Raw genomic sequence first — 14,890 nt, forward strand, 5'->3', positions numbered from 1 at the left:
GACGCCCGGACGGTCAGTCCGTCAGCGCCGCGACGACCGGCGACTCGAGGAACCGCGTCAGGAGCGGCCCCGCGGTCGTCGACCCGTACTCACCCTCGTCGACGAAGACCGCGACCGCCAGGTCACCCTGGATCGCGATCATCCACACGTGGTTGCGCAGGTCGTCGGTCTCGCCGAACTGCGCGGTGCCCGTCTTGGCCATGACCTCGCCCGGCAGGTCCCGCAGGAACCCCGCGCCGCCGTCGGTCACCACCGCGCGCATGAGCGACCGCAGCGCGGCCCCCTCGTCGGACGTGAGGTCGACGTGCGGGCGCGGCTCGTCCGTCGTCTCGGCGTCCTTGCTGCTCTCGTCGGACTCGTCGTCGGACGCCTGCGCCGACGACGTGCTGTCGTCCGTCGCGTCGTCGGCCGACGACGAGCCCGGCTCGACGAGGTGCGGCGTGACCGTGCGACCCGCGGCGACCGACGCGGCCACCGTCGCCATGCCGAGCGGCGAGGCCAGCACGCGACCCTGCCCGATCATCGTCGCCGCGTGATCCGTGCCGTCCGAGTCCGACGGCACCGCGCCGACGAACGACGCGAAGCCCAGCGACTGTGTCGGCAGGAGCCCCAGCGAGCCCGCGGCGTCGACGACCGCGTCCTGCGGCGTCTCGTCGCGCAGGCCGATGAACGCGGTGTTGCACGAGTTCGCGAACGCGGTGCGCAGCGGGATGTCACCGAGCGCCGCCGCCGGGTAGTCGGGGAAGTTGTCGAAGCGCCGGCCGTCGACCGTGATGCCGTCGGTGCAGGTCACCGAGCTGTCCGGGGTCAGGCCGGCGCGCAGCAGCGCGAGTGCGCTGACGACCTTGAACGTCGAGCCCGGCGCGTACTGCCCGAGCGTCGCGGTCGACAGCCCCTGGCTGCCCGGTCCGCTCGCAGCCGCGAGCACCTCACCCGTCGAGGGACGGATCGCGACGATCGCGGAGGCCGGGCCGACGCTCGCCAGGACGTTCTCGGCGGACTGCTGCACGAGCGAGTCGAGCGTGAGCTGCAGCGGCTCGCCGTCGACCGCCGGCACCGTGAACAGGGTGCGCGCCTGGCCCTCGGAGCCGCTGCCCTCGATCCCGCGGGCGTCGATGCGCAGGCCCGGCCGGCCGCGCAGCTGCTCGTCGAACTGCCGTTGCAGACCGGACAGGCCGGTGAGGTCGCCCGCCTGGATCGCGCCGCCGGACTTCTCGATGATCTCGGCGGTGGCGGTGCCCACCGTGCCGAGGATCGGGCGCGCGAACGTGCGCGTCGGGGCGAGCGGGAGGGAGTCGTCGATCGCGTTGACGCCGGGCAGCTTCCGCAGCGCCGGGACGTCGTAGTAGGAGTCCTCCCGCCGGATGACGATCGCCTCGACGAACGCCTTGTCGCCCGCGGACTCGACGCGCTTGGCGTACTCGTCGGGGTCGATCTCGAGCGCCGCGGCGAGCCCACGCGCGGCGGCGCCCGCCTCCGCGGCGGGCAGGAACGTCTTGTCGATGCCGACGCGGAACACGTCACGCGCCTCGACCAGGACCTCGCCACCCGCGCCCAGCACGTTCGCCCGCTGCGGCGTCTCGCGCGACACGACGAGGTCCTCCGCGACCGTGAGGTCGGGCGCGAGGATCGTCGAGGCCCAGTGCGTGCGCCACACGTCCTCGTCGTCGCGCTCGAGCCGGGCCGTCGTCTCGTACGTCCACTGCCGCTCGGAGTCCGCCGCCGCCGAGCCGGCCGTCGACCACGTGAACCGCAGCACGGCGTCCGCGAGCGCGTCGTCGTCCTCGAGCGTCTCGGCGCTCACCAGGCTCACGCGCAGCGCGTCCTCGCCGAGCGCCTCGACCACGGCGTCGTACGCGTCCGTGCGCTGCTTCTCGGCCTGGTCCGCCGAGACGTCGGGCGTGAACGCGACACCGTCCAGGTCACCCGACTCGAGGGCCGCCGCGAGCGCGGTCGCCGCGTCCTGGGGTCCCGGGGGCGAGGATGTGCACGCCGCCGCGCCGAGCGCCGTGACCAGGGCGATCACCGCTGTCGTCGCGATCGTCCGTCTCCGCGCACCCATTCGTCGGCCCCTTCGTCGCGTGCTGATCCGTCCTGATCCGTGCTGGTCGGCGCCTGCCCGTGGCGCGCTCGTGCCCGAGCGCGCGCGTCATCCGCACCTCGCACCACCGCCACCTCAGCGCGGCTCGCGAGGCGCCGGACGGCGACGTCCAGCGCCACGGGCGGCTGCGCCGAGCAGTGAGACGGGTGTCCACCAGCGGGACCTCGGCACTCTATCGGCCACCCCTGTCACGCGCGCAGGGCTTTGCGCTCCGATCGGACGCGGGGGTCCCTGTCCGACGCCTCGCGGCCCGGCCCCGAACCGCGACGCCAGGGCCCGCTCGCGGCCCGCTGTCGATCCTCGTGCCTCCCGCGCGTCATGCTGGCGACAGCACCCCACCGCACGAGGAGACGTCCCATGCCGCGTTACCTGCTCATCGTCGACTTCCAGCCCGGCGACGACCCGACGCCCCTCGAGGAGTGGACCCCCGCCGAGGTCGACGCCCACATGGCCTACTACCGCCGCCTCAACGACGAGCTCGCGGCCAGCGGCGAGCTCGTCGGCGGCGAGATCCTGTCCGCACCCGACGCGTCGTTCGTGGTCCGGTCCGCCGGGCCGGCCGCGACGAAGGTGACCGAGGGACCGTTCCCCGAGTTCAGCGAGTGGGTCGCGGGGTTCCAGGTCGTCGAGACCGCGACCGTCGAGCGCGCGCTCGAGATCGCGGCGCTCGTGTCCGCGGTGCCCGGGCGCGGTGGCCGGCCGCTCGCGCAGCCGATCCAGGTCCGCGAGGTCGTCGGCGACCCGCCGCGCAACCAGGTCGAGATCACCGCGTGGCTGCACGAGGCCTGAGCGCGCGTCCCGCGGCGGCGCACCCCGCGCGCGGCGGCGCACCCCGCGCGGAGCGGTTCACCCGGCGCACGGGCACGATCCCGGCACGTGGCGCGTTGAGAACCTCGCATCGTCGACGAACCTGCGGAGGTCCACCGCCATGACCCTGCCCACCACGTCGCCCACCACCTCACCCGCCGCGCCGCCCCCGCTCACCGAGCAGGCCGAACGGCTCGTCGCGCTCGGGGTCGCCGAGCTCGCGGGCCTCGCGCCCGACGACCTGCACGCGCTCGTCCGCGCCGCCGACCCGGCGCCCGGCGCGCTGCTCGTCGTGCCCCCTGAGCTCGCGCCGGTGGCGGCGCTCGCGCCGCTGCTGCGGCGCGGCGAGCGCGAGGGGTTCGTCGTCGAGGACATGACGGACGTCGCCGAGTTCGTGCCCATCGCGGGGCTCGACGTCCCGGCCCCGCCCGCGGCCCGCGCCTACGTGGTGTCCGGGCTGGACCGCGGCGACGACCTGGCGAGCTGGTCACCCGACGAGGCCCTGCCCGAGCTCACGTCCCGCGGCCGCACACCGCTCACGCTCGCCGAGGGCGTGCACTGGGCGCTGCAGGTCCCGGACGTGCTGGAGCGCAACCACTGCTTCATGACGATCGGGTCGCGCCGGGTCCGGCCGCGCGGCGGGCTCGACGCGCGCACGCCCGCGCTGTGGATCTCCAACGGCACGGGCCGTGACGGCCGGGAACGCCGCGACGCCCCGAAGGTCGGCTGGTGCTGGGCCGGCAACCGGCACACCTGGCTCGGCTTCGCCTCGGCGCTCAGCCGCACGCCGCTCGTCGGCTGAGGCAGCCAGAGCCGGACGGCCGACCGCGACGGCCTCGTGCTCCTGGGCGCGCGGCGGATCAGGGACCCCGGCCGCGCCGTCGGGCGCAGCCCGGTCAGGGAGCGGCGGTCGGCAGGCGCCCGGTCGTCGGGTCGCGGTCGGTCAGGCAATACGGGTGGCCGGACGGGTCCGCGAGCGTCGTCCACCGGGGCCCGTGGGCGAGCACGCGGGCTCCGGCGGCGACGTGCGCGCGCTCGACCGCCGGACGGTTCGTCGTCGCGAGGTCGAGGTGCGCGCTCACCTCGCGGCGGGGGTCCGTCGCGCCCAGGCGCTGCAGCATGAGGCGCAGCGGGATGCCGTCGGGACGGTCCAGCACGACGAACTCCTCGCGGCTCCCGGTGTGCGCGGGCCAGCGCGTCAGCTCGGACCAGAACGCGGCCTCCTGCGCGAAGCCCGCGGCCGGCACGTCGAGGCACAGCTGGTCGACCAGCGCGGTCACCGGCTCGTCGGACTCGGCCGCGGGGCCGACGTCCGGGGCCGGGACGGCTGCCGGACGACGCGCGTGCCCCTGGTCCGTGACCAGGCAGAAGACGTAGCCGCCGGGCGAGGACAGCACCACGTGCGTGCCCGGGTCGTGCTCGATCGCGGCACCCAGCGCGAGCGCGCGCACGAGCTCGGCGCGCAGCTCCTCGTCGTCGCCCACGTGCAGGTCCAGGTGCACGCGCGGGCCGTCGTCGAAGCGCTGCACCCGCAGGAAGTCGTCACCGTCCGGCGCGACGAGCGTCGCGAACTCGTCGCTCAGGCCGCGCCAGGGCGACAACGACGTGCCCGTCACGCGCAACCAGAACCCGAGCGTCTCGTCGAGCACGTCGGACGGCAGGTCGAGCATCGCCGTGGTCCACCGGATCGCCATGACCGCGCACGCTATCGGGTGGGTCAGACCCGGACGACGACCTTGCCGCGCACGTGCTGCGACTGGCTCGCCTCGTGGGCCGCGGCGGCGTCGGCGAGGTCGAACACCTGCGCCACGTCCACGCGCACCTGCCCCGCCTCGATCAGCGCGGTGAGCGCGTCCAGGTCCGCGGTGCTCGGGCGCACCCACACGTAGTGCCCGCCGAGCTCGTCGCGCGCCTTCGCGTCGACGATCGAGGCGACCGTGCCACCCGGCTTCAGCAGAGCCTTCGTCGTGCCGACGAGGTCGTCGGTCCCGTAGTCGAGGACGACGTCGACGCCCTCGGGCGCGAGCGCGCGGACCGCGTCGACCAGGCCGTCCCCGTAGGCGACAGGCTCGGCACCCAGCGCGACGAGGTGCTCGTGGTTGCGGGGCGAGGCCGTGCCGATCACGCGCGCGCCGCGGGCCGCCGCGATCTGCACCGCGAACTGCCCGACGCCGCCGGCCGCCGCGTGCACCAGGACGGTCTGACCGGCGGTCACGCCCGCGCGCTCGATCGTCTGGAACGCCGTGAGCCCCGCGAGCGGCACCGCCGCGGCCTCCTCGAACGACAGCGACGCGGGCTTGCGGGCCAGCGTGCGCACGGGTGCGGCGACGTACTGCGCGAACGTGCCGCCGTGCATCCAGTCCTTGCGCACGTACCCGTACACCTCGTCGCCCACCTGCAGCTCCGGGGTGTCGAGCCCGACGCGCTCCACGACACCCGCGACGTCCCACCCGGGGACCACGGGGAAGGTCGTGTCGACGATCCCGTCGAGGTAGCCCTCGCGGACCTTCCAGTCGACGGGGTTGACCGACGCGGCCCGCACCGCGACGAGCACCGAGTCCGGGCCGACCTTCGGGACGGGCAGGTCGACGAGCTCGAGGACGTCGCTGTGGCCGTACTTGCTGTAGGCGATCGCACGCATGTCGTGGGCAACGGGACGGCGTCCGCCGATGTTCCCCGGTCCTCACCCGCCTGTTCCCCGGCGCGGTGCCCGTACGCTCACGCCCGTGGACTGGCTGAGCGACACCTGGGCGGACGTGACGACGGCGAGCCCCGTGCCCGAGACGTGGGTCGTGGTCACCACCGCGGTCGTCGTGCTCGCCGCGCTGACCGTGCCCGTCGCGTGGCGGCTCGCGCGGCACGCGCTGACGATCGTGCACGAGGCCGGGCACGCGGGCGTCGCGCTGCTCGTCGGCCGGCAGGTCTCCGGGATCCGCGTCCACTCCGACACGTCCGGCCTGACGCTGTCGCGCGGCAAGCCGCGCGGCCCGGGGATGATCGCGACCGCGTTCGCCGGGTACCCGGCGCCGACGGTCGTCGGCGTCGGCGCCGCGTGGCTCCTGTCCCGCGGGTACGACCTCGCGGTGCTGTGGGCGCTGCTCGTGCTCGTCGTCCTCGTGCTCGTCGCGATCCGCAACTGGTACGGGCTGTGGGCGGTGCTCGTGAGCCTCGCCGCGCTCGTCGTCGTGACCGGGTGGGGCTCGCCCGACGTGCAGGCCGTGTTCGCGTACGCCGTCACGTGGTTCTTCCTGCTGGGGGCGCCGCGCGCGGTCCTCGAGATGCAGTCGGGACGACGAGACGCGCGCCGACGCGGGCGTCGGGACACGTCCGACGCGGGACTGCTCGGCGGCCTGACGCACCTGCCCGGGGCGTTCTGGGTGCTGGTGCTCGCGCTGGTCACGCTCGCGGGCCTCGCGCTCGGCGCGGTGTGGCTCGTCGGGCTCCAGGTCTGACGGCCCTGCCGGGCTCGTCGGGTGGCACCGCGCCGCTCGTCGCTGATGATGGAGCCATGACGCTCAGCGGACGGTTGCTCGTGGCCTCGCCGCAGCTGCTCGACCCGAACTTCCACCGCACCGTCGTCCTCGTGCTCGACCACAACGACGACGGCGCGTTCGGCGTCGTGCTCAACCGCCTGCTGCCGGTCGAGGTGGACGCGGTGCTTCCCGGGTGGCAGGACGTCGTCAGCCGTCCCGACGGGCTCTTCCAGGGCGGCCCGGTGGGGCTCGACGGCGCGATCGGCGTCGCGATCGCCTCGGCGCCGCCGCTCGGCGCGGCGGGCCGCTCGACCGATCCGGACCTCGCGCTCGGCAGCGAGCCCGACGACGAGCGCGACCACGGGTCGCTCGTCGACCCCGCCCGGCTGCGGGGCGCGTCGTCGGACGTGCCGGACGACCACCTCGTCGACCGGTTCACCGGGGCGTTCGGGCTCGTCGACCTCGACGCCGACCCGACGACCGTCGTCGGACGGTTCAGCGGGCTGCGGATCTTCGCGGGGCACGCGGGCTGGGGCGGCGGGCAGCTCGAGGAGGAGATCGACGAGGGTGCGTGGTACGTCGTGCCGTCGGAGCCCGACGACGTGTTCACCGCCGACCCGGAGACGCTGTGGACCCGCGTGCTGCACCGCCAGGGCGGCGACCTGGCGATGCTCGCCCACTACCCGCCCGACCTCCGCCTCAACTGACCCGCACCCACCGCCGACCCAGCGCTCGTCACCCGCACGCGCTCCGGTAGTGGATGCCCCGGGCGGGGCGGGGGCGTAATCGGTTCGTGGGCTGTGGCGGTCGAAGCGCTTCGATTACCGTCGCGGCTGCCGCGCTGCCGCCTGGGCGCCGGCGTCCCGCCAGCGGCACCGCGGCGGGGCACCACGCCACGAAGGAGTGAGCGGATGCGTGTTCCGTCCATCTCGCCGACCCCGGTCGCGCGGCGCGCGGCCGCGTGCGTCCTCGCTGCCGCGCTCGCCGCGGCGGGGGCCGCGGTCGTCACGGCCGCCGGCCCGGCCGAGGCCGCCGACCCACCCAACGCCGCGGGCTACACCTGGGGCAACGTCGAGGTCGTCGGCGGCGGGTTCGTCCCCGGGATCGTCTACAACCGGGGCGAGCAGGGCCTCGTCTACGCCCGCACGGACATCGGCGGCGCGTACCGCCTGGACACGTCCACGCAGCGCTGGGTCCCGCTGCTCGACCACGTCGGCTGGGACGACTGGGGGCACACCGGCGTGCTGTCCCTGGCCACCGACGCGCGCGACCCCGACCGCGTCTACGCGGCCGTCGGCACGTACACCAACGACTGGGACCCGAAGAACGGCGCCATCCTGCGCTCGTCGGACCGGGGCGAGACGTGGCAGCAGACCGACCTGCCGTTCAAGGTCGGCGGCAACATGCCCGGCCGTGGCATGGGCGAGCGCCTGCAGATCGACCCGAACGACAGCCGCGTCCTGTACCTCGGCACCGAGGGGGGCAACGGCCTGTGGCGCTCCACCGACTCGGGCGTGACGTGGGCGAAGGTGACGAGCTTCCCCAACGCCGGCACCTACGCGCAGGACCCGACGTCGAGCAACTCCTACCTCACGTCGAACCAGGGCGTCGTGTGGGTGACGTTCGACCCGACGAGCGGGACGCCCGGCAGCCGCAGCCAGACGATCTACGTGGGCGTCGCGGACAAGGCGAACGGCGTCTACCGCTCGACCGACGGCGGCACCACGTGGTCCCGCGTGCCCGGTCAGCCGACGGGCTTCCTGCCGCACAAGGGCGTGTTCGACGAGGTCGGCAAGCAGCTCTACATCGCGACGAGCGACACCGGCGGCCCGTACGACGGCGCCAAGGGTGACGTGTGGCGGCTCGACGCGACGAGCGGCACGTGGACCCGCATCTCGCCCGTGCCCTCGACGAGCGCCGACGACTACTTCGGCTACTCCGGGCTCACGGTCGACCGGCAGGACCCGGACACGATCATGGTCGCCACGCAGGTCTCGTGGTGGCCGGACATCATCATCTTCCGCTCGACGGACCGCGGCGCCACGTGGTCGCGCATCTGGGACTGGAACGGCTACCCGGACCGCACGCTGCGCTACACGCAGGACATCTCCGCGGCGCCGTGGCTCGCGTTCGGCGCGACGAACCCGCAGCCGCCCGAGCCGCCGGTCAAGCTCGGCTGGATGACCGAGTCGCTCGAGATCGACCCGTTCGACTCCGACCGGATGATGTACGGCACGGGCGCGACGATCTACGGCACCGACAACCTCACCGCCTGGGACCGCGGCGGGAAGATCGACCTCACGGTCAAGGCGCAGGGCATCGAGGAGACCGCGGTGCTCGACCTGGCCGCACCTCCCGGGGCCGTCGAGCTCGTGTCCGCGCTCGGCGACCTCGGCGGGTTCGTGCACACGGACATCACGAAGGTCCCCGCCCGGCAGTTCACGCAGCCGTTCCACAGCTCGGGGACGTCGGTGGACGTCGCCGGGACGAAGCCGGCGACGATGGTCCGCGTCGGGAACACGGCCGACGGGAGCACCGAGTCGCACATCGGCGTGTCCACCTCGTCGGGCTCGACGTGGTGGGCCGGGCAGGAGCCCGGGGGCGTCACGGGTGGGGGCACGGTCGCGGTCTCGGCGGACGGCACGACGATCGTGTGGTCGCCCGACGGCGCCGGCGTGCACCGGTCGACGACGCTCGGGTCGACGTGGACCGCGTCGAGCGGGGTGCCCGCGCAGGCGCGGGTGGAGTCCGACCGCGCGGACGCCGCGGCGTTCTACGCGGTGGCCGCAGGCAGGTTCTACGTCTCGCGTGACTCCGGCGCGACGTTCACGCAGTCCGCTGCCACCGGGTTCGCCACCACGGGCAACATCCGGTTCGCCGCCGTCCCGGGCAAGGCGGGCCACGTGTGGGTCGCAGCCGAGAACGGCCTGTGGCGCTCGTCGGACTACGGCACGACGTTCACGAAGCTCGCGGGCTTCACCGACGGCGGCGCGGTCGGGTTCGGCAAGGCGGCCGCCGGGGCGACGTACCCGGCGATCTACACGACGTCGCAGTACGACGGCGTGCGCGGGTTCTTCCGCTCACTCGACGGTGGTGCCACGTGGACGCGGATCAACGACGACGAGCACCAGTACGCCTGGACCGGCGCCGCGATCACGGGAGACCCGGACGTGTTCGGGCGCGTGTACGTCGCGACGAACGGGCGCGGGATCATCGTCGGGAACACGGGCACCTCGCCCACGGGCACCCCGACGCCCACGCCGACCGTCACGCCGACGCCGACGCCCACGCCGACCGTCACGCCGACGCCGACCGTCACGCCGACGCCGACCGTCACTCCGACGCCGACCGTCACCTCGACACCCACGGTCACGCCCACCCCGACGCCCACCGCGTCGCCGACGACGACGCCACCGCCCGCCGGCGGGTGCGCGGTGGCGTACTCGACCAACGACTGGCCGAACGGGTTCTCGGCGTCCGTGCGGATCACCAACTCCGGGACGACCGCGCTGAGCTCCTGGTCCCTGAGGTTCTCCTTCCCGGGCAACCAGCAGGTCGTCAACGGCTGGTCGGGCCAGTACACGCAGAACGGTCAGGCCGTGACCGTCACGAACGCGCCGTGGAACGGCACGATCGCGGCGGGTGGTTCGGTCGACATCGGGTTCAACGGCAGCTTCACCGGCTCGAACCCGAAGCCCACCAGCTTCACGCTCAACGGCACTTCCTGCACGGTCTCGTGACGGCCGCGGCCGTCGCGCGCTGACGCGGAGGCGTCGGGCGGGTCCCCGTGCCCGCCCGACGCCTCGTCCGCTCCCCGGTGCCTGCACCTGTGGATGACGGCGAGAGCGTGTCCGGACACATCGGTACGGTTCGAACATGCATTCGAGCCTCGTGGAGCTCCGCCCCGCCGTGGACGGTGGTGTCGCGGACGACGCCGCACGCGTGGGCCGTGCGGCGCGCGAGCTCGCCGTGCGGGCACGGGATGCCGCGACCTGGCAGCAGTCGCACCGGCACGCGGTCCTGGCCCGGATCGACGAGGCGGTCGCCGCGCTCACGGCAGCGAAGGCGCACGTGCTGCAGGCCGAGGAGGCTGCAGGGACCTGGCAGGGGCACGGCGACCGGGACCTCGCGGCGTGGCGTGGTCGCGGGAGCAGAGCCGGAGCGGGCGCGGCCGGTGCCGAGCTGCGCGACGCGCGCATCCTGACCTCGATGCCCGAGCTCGAGGACGCACTGCTGGCCAGCGAGCTCTCACCGACGCACGTCGGGGTGCTCGCACGGGTCGCGGCGCGGGCCACCCCAGCGGTCACGGCGGCCCTCGCCTCGCCCGCGGTCCAGGGTGAGCTCGTCGCGCTGGGCAGGCGTCTGGACGGACGCGAGTACGCCCGGGCGGTCGACAGGTTCGTCGCCCAGGCGGACCCGGTCTCCGTCGAGCGTGAGCACGCGGTGCAGCGCGAGCGGCGGCACCTGTTCGTCACCGACCTGCCGTCGGGGACGCGCGTGCAGGGCATGCTCGACGCGCGTGCGGGTCACCGGCTGCGTCTCGCGCTCGAGGCGGCAGCGGGCCGTCCGGCGCAGGACGACGTCCGCACGGCGGAGCAACGCCGTGCGGACGCGCTCGTGGCGCTCGCCGAGCACGCACTGGCGGCGCCCGAGACCGCCTCGGGTGCGGCGTCTCGGCCGCACGTGTCGGTCGTCCTCGGCGAGCAGACGTTCCGCACGCTCACGCGCGCGCTGCACGACGGGCCACGCTCGAGCGGGCAGGGAGCGACGACGGGTCCGGGCGCGACCCACAGCCCGGCACACGAGCTCGCGGCGGCGCTGACGGACGTCCCTGCCGCGACCGACGAGGACGGCGCACCGGTCCCGGCGAGCGAGGTCGCGCGCCTGCTGTGCGACTGCGCGCTGACGCGCGTCGTCATGGACGCCGAGAGTCGCCCGCTCGACGTCGGACGGACGCAGCGGCTCTACTCCGGGCACCTGCGACGTGCCGTGATCGCACGCGACGGCGGCTGCGCGTGGGACGGCTGCGGGAGCCCCGCGCGGTGGTGCGAGGTCCACCACATCCGGTGGTGGGACAGGGATCGCGGCCCGACGTCGGTCGAGAACGGTGTGCTGCTGTGCTCGTACCACCACCACGTGGTGCACGAGCGGGATCTGACCATCGTGCGGCACGCGCCACCGCCGCTGCGCGGGCTGCCGGCGACGGGGCGGGCGCCGGACGACCCGTCGGCGGGTGCTTCGGCAGTCTCGTCGGCCGACTCGGTGGCCGACTCGGTGGCCGGCTCGGTAGCAGACTCGGTGACCGGCGCCCCGCCGGGTGGCGCTCGGTCGTCGCCCTTCGCGCGGCCCGTCGGGGCGGTCGTGTACACGTTCCGCACCCGTCGTGGTGACGTCGTGCGGTCGGGGCTCGGCCGTGCCGACGGTCCGCCTGACACGCCGGGCTGACCGCCGACGCCGGTCGGCGGCCCGGGGTGGCCGATCAGCCGGTGGCGGCGGCGATGCCGATGACCGTCACCACGAGGACGAGGTTGATCACCAGCAGCGGCCAGACGAACTTGAGGTACTTGTCGTAGCCGACCTTGGCGATCGCGAGACCACCGACGACGACCGCGTTCGTCGGTGCGAACAGCAGCATGAGCCCGTGGCCCATCTGGAAGGCGGTGATGACGAGCGCGCGGGAGACGCCGGCGAAGTCGCCCAACGGGGCGAGCAGCGGCATCGCGAGCGTCGCGTGACCCGACGAGGAGGGGATGAGGAACGCCAGCGGGATGTTCACGAGCGTCACGAGCACCGCGAACCCGGCGGCGGAGGCGCCCTCGACGGCCCTTTCCATGGCGTGCAGCACGGTGTCGAGCGTCTCGGTGTTCGTCATGATCACCGAGACGCCGCGCGCCAGGAGGATGACGATCGCGGGACCGATCATGTCGGCCGCGCCGCGCCCGATGAGCGAGACGATCGTCGACTCTCCCATGCGAGCGACCACGCCGACGAGCAGCGCGGCGAGCACGAACAGCATCGTGAGCTGCGGGAACCACCAGCCGAGCTCGAACCAGTACGGCTCGGTCGCGGTGGCGTGCACGAGCTCGTCCTCGGCCGGTCCGGCGGTCGCGCCGAAGATGCTCGACCAGGGGATGACGGAGAAGATCATCAGCGCGAACGTGAGCCCCGTGATGACGAGCACCCACGTCTGCGTGCGGCTGAGCTTGGTCCCGGGCTCGACGGGTGAAGCCTCCTCCTCGTCGTCGGCCACCTCGACGTGCCCGACGATCGACGCCGAGGGGTCCCGGCGCACCTTCGCCGCATAGCGCAGGACGAACGCGACCGCGATCGCCGTCAGCAGCACCCACAGCACGACGCGCAGCACGATCCCGTCGCCGATCGACACCCCCGCCTCGCCAGAGGCGACGCCGATCGAGAACGGGTTGACCGTGGAGGCCATCGACCCGGTGAGCGCGCCGAGGATGATCGCGGCGGCCGCGACCATGCGGTCGTACCCGAGCGCGAGGAACAGCGGGATGAGCAGCGGGTAGAAGCCGAACGTCTCGACCGAGAAGCCCATCGTCGAGCCGAGCAGCGAGAACAGCACCATGATCGCGGCGATCAGCAGCCAGCCACGCGAGCCCAGACGCTGCGCCATCGACGAGACCGCGACCTCGAGGCTGCGCGTCGAGAAGCTGACGGAGATGAACGCGCCGAGCGCCATGATGAACATGACGACGCCGATCGAGCCGAACATCCGGCCCACGTTCTCCGTGTTGACGAAGCCGCTCGTGGCGTCCTGGATGCCGTAGAGCCCGTTGACCGGCGACAGGATCAGCTCGCGGATCCGGTCCCATCCCTCGAGCGGGGAGGGGACCTCCTCGAACGAGCCGGGGATCGGGCCGCCGGTGTCGTCGGTCTGGTACCGGCCGGACGGGATGAAGATCGCGGCGACCCACACCAGGACGGTGACGATCGCGAGCGTGGTGATCGCGGTGGGGAACTTCAGGCTGCGCTTCTTGCGCGGTGCGACGTCGGGCGGCTTCTCGGCGGTCGTCGCGCTCATGCTCAGCTCTCCTTCGTCGCCGCGAGCTCGCGCCAGAACGTCGCCATCGCGACGACCGTCCGTTCGAGCTCGTCGATCAGCAGCCGTTCGTCCGGGCCGTGCATGTTGCAGTAGCCGTCGCTCGCGCCGAACAGGATCTTCTCGGCGGCGGGCTGGGCCTCGTGGAAGGACATGACGATCGGGATCGAGCCGCCGAGCGCCATGGTCCCGGGCTCGGCGCCCCAGGCGACGCGCAGCGCCCGCTCGGCGGCGCGGAACGCGGGGCCGCCCGTCGCGGCGAGGATCCCGTTGCCGGCCTCGCCGACCTGCACGTCGAGCTCGATCCCGAACGGCTTGAGGCCGCGCAGGAACGTGGTGAGCGCCTCGCCCGCCTCCTGGGCGGGCTGGGCGGGGTGCACGCGCAGGTTGAGCACGGCCTTGGCCGACGAGGCGACGGCGTTCAGCGGCGCGGTGGTCGGCGGGGCGTCGAAGCCGATGATCGTGACGGCGGGGCCGGACCAGATGCGTGAGCCGAGGTCGCCGTCGCCGACGAGCGGGACGCCGTCGAGAACCTCGCCGAGCTCGCGGAACTCGTCGTCGCTGTACGTCGAACCGGTCCACGGGTCGCGTCGCAGGCCCGGGACGACGAGCGCGCCCTGGTCGTCATGCAGCGCCGCGAGCGCCCGCACGAGCGCGGTCCGCGCGTCCGGTGCCGCGCCGCCGAACTGGCCCGAGTGCTTGTCCGAGCCCAGGGTCCGCGCCTCGACCGTGACGGTCACGGACCCGCGAAGGCCGATCGTGAGCGTGGGCTGACCGGGACGGACGTTGCCGACGTCGGCGATGACGATCGCGTCCGCGGCGTACGTCTCGGGCGACGCGGGCGGGTGCTCCTCGAAGACGCTGCCGAACTCCTCGTGCCCTTCGAGCACGAACCGCAGCGTGACCGGCGGCTTCGTGCCGTACAGCTCGAGCGCGCCGATCATCGCGGCGATGTTCGCCTTGGAGTCCGCGACGCCGCGGCCGACGACGCGGTCGTCGGTGACGACCGGCTCGTACGGCGGGCTGCTCCACAGCGCCTCGTCGCCCGCGGGCACCACGTCGTAGTGCGTGTACATGAGGACCGTCGGAGCGCCGGGCGGTCCGGGCACGTCGGCGACGATCGTCGGCGCCGTCATGCCGTCGAGCAGGATCTGGTCGATCTGCTCGACGCCCGCGCGGCGCAGCAGCGCGACGACCTCGTCGTGCGCCTCGAGCAGCGGGCCGGGCGGCGAGCCCGGCGCGGCGACCGAAGCGATGCGGGACAGCCGCACCACGTCGTCGACGAGCGTGGGGAGCAGGCGCGCGGCCCCGGCCGCGATGGCGTCGTCACCCAGTGGGTCACTGCTCATAGACGGAACGTAGTTGTAGGGGCCACGTGAGCGCACCCCCTGGCGCGCGAAGAGATTCGTGGTGCATTGTCCGGCCTGGGCACGCGCGGCGCGGCAG

Annotated in this window: 11 protein-coding genes; 6 read left to right on the forward strand and 5 right to left on the reverse strand. The window is 73.9% G+C overall.

What is annotated here, in order from left to right; genetic code table 11:
* Positions 1-13: 13 nt before the first annotated feature.
* Positions 14-2,026 carry a penicillin-binding transpeptidase domain-containing protein gene (locus CPE01_RS06735; RefSeq protein ID WP_246783784.1) on the reverse strand — a complete coding sequence of 671 codons (2,013 nt, stop codon included), beginning with the start codon at positions 2,024-2,026 and terminating at the stop codon, positions 14-16.
* A gap of 432 nt (positions 2,027-2,458) precedes the next feature.
* Here CPE01_RS06735 and CPE01_RS06740 point away from each other — a divergent pair, with 432 nt between their 5' ends.
* Positions 2,459-2,890: a YciI family protein gene (locus CPE01_RS06740; protein WP_146805882.1), complete on the forward strand. Its 432-nt coding sequence runs from the start codon at positions 2,459-2,461 to the stop codon at positions 2,888-2,890.
* A 139-nt stretch (positions 2,891-3,029) separates the two neighbouring features.
* Positions 3,030-3,710: a DUF5701 family protein gene (locus CPE01_RS06745; RefSeq protein WP_146805883.1), complete on the forward strand. Its 681-nt coding sequence runs from the start codon at positions 3,030-3,032 to the stop codon at positions 3,708-3,710.
* A 94-nt stretch (positions 3,711-3,804) separates the two neighbouring features.
* Here CPE01_RS06745 and CPE01_RS06750 read toward each other — a convergent pair whose 3' ends face one another.
* Together CPE01_RS06750 and CPE01_RS06755 are read right to left on the reverse strand one after the other, a co-directional pair.
* Entirely contained in the window at positions 3,805-4,602 is a 798-nt protein-coding gene (locus tag CPE01_RS06750) for a VOC family protein (RefSeq protein ID WP_146805884.1), read from the reverse strand.
* Between the two features lie 23 nt (positions 4,603-4,625).
* Positions 4,626-5,549 (reverse strand): NADP-dependent oxidoreductase, encoded by a 924-nt coding sequence (locus CPE01_RS06755; protein ID WP_146805885.1) that lies wholly within the window; start codon positions 5,547-5,549, stop codon positions 4,626-4,628.
* Positions 5,550-5,634: 85 nt separating this feature from the next.
* Here CPE01_RS06755 and CPE01_RS06760 point away from each other — a divergent pair, with 85 nt between their 5' ends.
* The 4 genes from CPE01_RS06760 (at position 5,635) to CPE01_RS06775 (ending at position 11,826) form a co-directional block, all read left to right on the forward strand.
* The gene (locus tag CPE01_RS06760; RefSeq protein WP_146805886.1) at positions 5,635-6,360 is read left to right on the forward strand and encodes a M50 family metallopeptidase; all 726 of its coding nucleotides are present in this window, start codon (positions 5,635-5,637) and stop codon (positions 6,358-6,360) included.
* Between the two features lie 56 nt (positions 6,361-6,416).
* Positions 6,417-7,088, forward strand: coding sequence for a YqgE/AlgH family protein (locus CPE01_RS06765; RefSeq protein WP_146805887.1), 672 nt, complete (start codon positions 6,417-6,419; stop codon positions 7,086-7,088).
* Positions 7,089-7,292: 204 nt separating this feature from the next.
* A complete protein-coding gene (locus CPE01_RS06770) occupies positions 7,293-10,121 on the forward strand; it encodes a cellulose binding domain-containing protein (protein WP_146805888.1) in 2,829 nt (942 codons plus the stop codon).
* A 136-nt stretch (positions 10,122-10,257) separates the two neighbouring features.
* Positions 10,258-11,826 (forward strand): HNH endonuclease signature motif containing protein, encoded by a 1,569-nt coding sequence (locus CPE01_RS06775; protein ID WP_146805889.1) that lies wholly within the window; start codon positions 10,258-10,260, stop codon positions 11,824-11,826.
* Positions 11,827-11,860: 34 nt separating this feature from the next.
* Here CPE01_RS06775 and CPE01_RS06780 read toward each other — a convergent pair whose 3' ends face one another.
* Together CPE01_RS06780 and CPE01_RS06785 are read right to left on the reverse strand one after the other, a co-directional pair.
* Positions 11,861-13,426, reverse strand: a complete 1,566-nt coding sequence (locus CPE01_RS06780) for a YfcC family protein (RefSeq protein WP_146805890.1) — start codon at positions 13,424-13,426, stop codon at positions 11,861-11,863.
* A 2-nt stretch (positions 13,427-13,428) separates the two neighbouring features.
* The gene (locus tag CPE01_RS06785) at positions 13,429-14,793 is read right to left on the reverse strand and encodes a M20/M25/M40 family metallo-hydrolase (protein WP_146805891.1); all 1,365 of its coding nucleotides are present in this window, start codon (positions 14,791-14,793) and stop codon (positions 13,429-13,431) included.
* Between the last annotated feature and the right edge of the window lie 97 nt (positions 14,794-14,890).

It is taken from the genome of Cellulomonas persica, assembly GCF_007989825.1.
In the GTDB taxonomy this organism is placed as follows: Bacteria; Actinomycetota; Actinomycetes; order Actinomycetales; family Cellulomonadaceae; genus Cellulomonas; species Cellulomonas persica.

What these genes read in the sequence shown, in the direction of transcription:
- CPE01_RS06740 (WP_146805882.1), top strand. Translation starts at nt 2,459, where the DNA reads ATGCCGCGTTACCTGCTCATCGTCGACTTCCAGCCCGGCGACGACCCG.
- CPE01_RS06745 (WP_146805883.1), top strand. Translation starts at nt 3,030, where the DNA reads ATGACCCTGCCCACCACGTCGCCCACCACCTCACCCGCCGCGCCGCCC.
- CPE01_RS06750 (WP_146805884.1), bottom strand. Translation starts at nt 4,602, where the DNA reads ATGGCGATCCGGTGGACCACGGCGATGCTCGACCTGCCGTCCGACGTG.
- CPE01_RS06755 (WP_146805885.1), bottom strand. Translation starts at nt 5,549, where the DNA reads ATGCGTGCGATCGCCTACAGCAAGTACGGCCACAGCGACGTCCTCGAG.
- CPE01_RS06765 (WP_146805887.1), top strand. Translation starts at nt 6,417, where the DNA reads ATGACGCTCAGCGGACGGTTGCTCGTGGCCTCGCCGCAGCTGCTCGAC.
- CPE01_RS06770 (WP_146805888.1), top strand. Translation starts at nt 7,293, where the DNA reads ATGCGTGTTCCGTCCATCTCGCCGACCCCGGTCGCGCGGCGCGCGGCC.
- CPE01_RS06775 (WP_146805889.1), top strand. Translation starts at nt 10,258, where the DNA reads ATGCATTCGAGCCTCGTGGAGCTCCGCCCCGCCGTGGACGGTGGTGTC.
- CPE01_RS06780 (WP_146805890.1), bottom strand. Translation starts at nt 13,426, where the DNA reads ATGAGCGCGACGACCGCCGAGAAGCCGCCCGACGTCGCACCGCGCAAG.
- CPE01_RS06785 (WP_146805891.1), bottom strand. Translation starts at nt 14,793, where the DNA reads ATGAGCAGTGACCCACTGGGTGACGACGCCATCGCGGCCGGGGCCGCG.